The organism is Halomonas sp. BM-2019 (assembly GCF_017584085.1).
In genome coordinates this window covers 3,168,245-3,170,861 of record NZ_CP071922.1, presented here as the reverse complement: position 1 = coordinate 3,170,861, position 2,617 = coordinate 3,168,245, and the positions used below count along the sequence as shown (strand labels likewise).

3 protein-coding genes and 3 pseudogenes are annotated in these 2,617 nt (G+C 67.6%); 4 read left to right on the top strand and 2 right to left on the bottom strand.

The annotated features are described in order from the left end of the window. Nucleotides 1-267, bottom strand: a pseudogene (locus tag J5F18_RS15810) (LLM class flavin-dependent oxidoreductase); the annotation flags it as partial. Nucleotides 268-313: 46 nt separating this feature from the next. On the opposite strand from J5F18_RS15810, the pseudogene J5F18_RS15805 reads away from it, so the two are divergent. After that, a pseudogene (locus J5F18_RS15805) lies at nt 314-505 on the top strand (transposase); the annotation flags it as partial. Between the two features lie 72 nt (nt 506-577). Here J5F18_RS15805 and J5F18_RS15800 read toward each other — a convergent pair. Then, nucleotides 578-775 (bottom strand): annotated as a pseudogene (locus tag J5F18_RS15800) (transcription elongation factor GreB); the annotation flags it as partial. Between the two features lie 133 nt (nt 776-908). Here J5F18_RS15800 and J5F18_RS15795 point away from each other — a divergent pair. The 3 genes from J5F18_RS15795 to J5F18_RS15785 all read left to right on the top strand — a co-directional run. Then, nucleotides 909-1,550: an NUDIX domain-containing protein gene (locus J5F18_RS15795; RefSeq protein WP_346299515.1), complete on the top strand. Its 642-nt coding sequence runs from the start codon at nt 909-911 to the stop codon at nt 1,548-1,550. A gap of 16 nt (nt 1,551-1,566) precedes the next feature. After that, nucleotides 1,567-2,013, top strand: coding sequence for a DUF1249 domain-containing protein (locus J5F18_RS15790; RefSeq protein ID WP_346302255.1), 447 nt, complete (start codon nt 1,567-1,569; stop codon nt 2,011-2,013). 70 nt (nt 2,014-2,083) lie between these two features. After that, nucleotides 2,084-2,617 (top strand): metallophosphoesterase (locus J5F18_RS15785; RefSeq protein WP_346299514.1); only part of this gene is annotated, 534 nt, incomplete at its 3' end.

The following is a 2,617-nucleotide window of genomic DNA, read 5'->3' as shown; positions in this document are numbered from 1 at the left end:
CCCCCCCCCCACTGTCAAGCTAGTTGGAACCTCAGCGGCGGAGCGTTGGCCGTATTTCAAATTGATGATCACATGGTTAACGCCGACCTTCTGCAAGCTGTGTAGCAGCGCGACCAGGTGATGCCGCCCCAGTTGATACCCCAGGTGGATTGTCCGTGGTGGTGCCTGTGGGTTATCTGTCAGGTCGAGGTATAGCGACTGGGTGAAGGGTTTGAACAGCTCACCACATTCATCACGAACCGCCGTGCGCCAGCTATCGACAACCACTTACTGAGCCTTCGGGGGGCGCGGATAGCTGATCCAGCCATGGCTGATGCGCCTCAGACGCCAGACAGTCGAGCACCCGTTTGGGACGCTGAAGGCCTGGATGGGGGCGACGCACTTTCTGACCAAAACCCTCAAGAATGTCAGCACGGAAATGAGCCTTCACGTGCTTGCCTACAACATGAAACGCGTCATCAACATCCTCGGCACCAGGGGCTTGATCCAGGCGATGCGGGCATAGTGTGCCTGCCGCCTTCAATGGCGTCAGTAGCCACCTGTGACGCTCACCAAGGAGAGCATTTCGAGATGCGCCGTCGGCGTTCTCCGAGCGGTCGCCCAGGGCGGCGGCCTCGCCCACCTTGGCGGAGAGGGCGGGGCGCTTGACCCGGGAGAGGTGGTCGAGGATGCCGCGCAGCCGCTCGGCCCCCTCGGCGGTGATCAGGTGGCTCTTGGGTTCCTGGCGCGGGTCCTTGGCCGGATCGCGCCAGCGGGTCATGTTGCGGCCCTTCATTGGCTCGAATCCTCGAATGGCTGGGAATCGCAACATACGCCATGGCGACGCCGGGGCCAAGTCCGCGTCGGGGCGGGTTGGCAGGCGCGCCCCCGGTCACGATAATGGCCTCTTTGCCCAAGCGGAGACCGCCATGAGTGACGCCCAACAGGCCCCGGATCTGGCCGCGGCGGCGCCCTTCACCGCCGCCGACGTGGAGCTGGTGGAGCGGCGCTGCCTGCACCAGGGCTTCTTCCGCCTGGAGGCGCTCAGGCTGCGCCACCGCCTCTTCGAGGGCGGCTGGAGCGGTGTCATGGAGCGCGAGGTGCACCGTCGCCACGACGCCGTGGGCGTGCTGCTCTACGACGTGGAGCGCGATGCCGTGGTGCTGGTGGAGCAGTTTCGCGCCGGTGCCCTGGACGATCCCGAATCGCCCTGGAAGCTCGAGGTGGTGGCCGGGCTGGTGGAGCGCGGCGAGTCGCCCGCCGAGGTGGCCCGCCGGGAGTCACGGGAGGAGGCCGGGGCCCGGGTCGGCGAGCTGATCGAGCTGCATACCTACTATCCGAGCCCCGGGGCCTGCGACGAGCGGGTCACCCTCTTCTGCGGCCTGGTGGACAGCCAGGGACTCGGCGGCGTGCACGGTCTCGACGAGGAGCACGAGGATATCCGCGTACATGTGCTACCGTTTGCGAGGGCCTGGGAACTCCTTCAGGTCGGACGACTCGACAACGCCATGTGTCTGATCGCCTTCCACTGGCTGGCGAACGCGCGGGCGTCACTACGAGCAAGGAGGTAGCGTGCGGAGAGATGGAGTGCAGAAGAGCGCCTACGTGACCGACCTGCGTAGCCTGCAGGGCGAGTGCAGTGCCAACTACCTGCGGCTGGTGCGACTGCTGGGCGAGCTCGAGGCGGGCGAGAGCCGCGAGATCGAGCTGGCGGGCGATGGTCACTGGCACGGCGTGCTCTGTCTGGAGGTGCTGGAACGGGCGCCCTACACCAGCATCCTGCGGGTCGCCCAGCGCGGCGTGCTCGACGCGCTGATCGAGGCGCCCTGCATGCGGGTGCATCTCTACCACGACGTGCGCATGGCGGAGGTCACCGACTTCCAGCGCCAGCGCCACTTCCACGGTCGCTACCGCTACCCCAACGCGCGCATGCACCAGCCCGACGAGAAGCTGCAGCTCAACCGCTTCCTCGGCGAGTGGCTGGAGCACGGCCTGGCCCATGGCCACTCCCTCGACCTGCCCGAACTCCCCTGAGCTCGCGGCCCTGAATTCGCTTCCCTGAACCCGCGGCCCCGACAGGCGCCCGACGAGAAGAGCTCTACCCATGATGCGACTGGTCCAGATCAGCGATTGCCACCTGCAGGCCGACCCGGCGGCCCGGGCCCGGGCGGGCTTCCCGCTGCGTCAGCTGGAGGCGGTGGTGGAGGCGGTCAATCGCGAGCGCCCCGACATGGTGCTGGTCACCGGTGACATCAGCAACGACGAGACCGCGGCCTCCTACCAGCTGGCGGCCCGGACCCTGAATCGCCTGGCGGCGCCCTGGTTCTGGCTGGCCGGCAACCATGACGACCCGGCGCTGATGGCCGAGACCCGCGAGCTGATCGCCGAACTCGATCTCGGCGCCTGGCGCATTCTGCTGCTCGACACCACGCTCGGCGGCCAGGCCCAGGGCGAGCTGGGCCCCGAACGCCTGGCCGAATTGGCCGAGCGGCTCGAGGAGGACGAGCGGCCGACCCTGCTGGCCATGCATCATCCGCCGCTGCCGGTGGGTTCGGCCTGGATCGATGCACTGGGGCTCGAGGATCGCGAGGCCTTCTGGCAGACCCTGGCCGCCCATGGCCAGGTGCGCACCATCCTC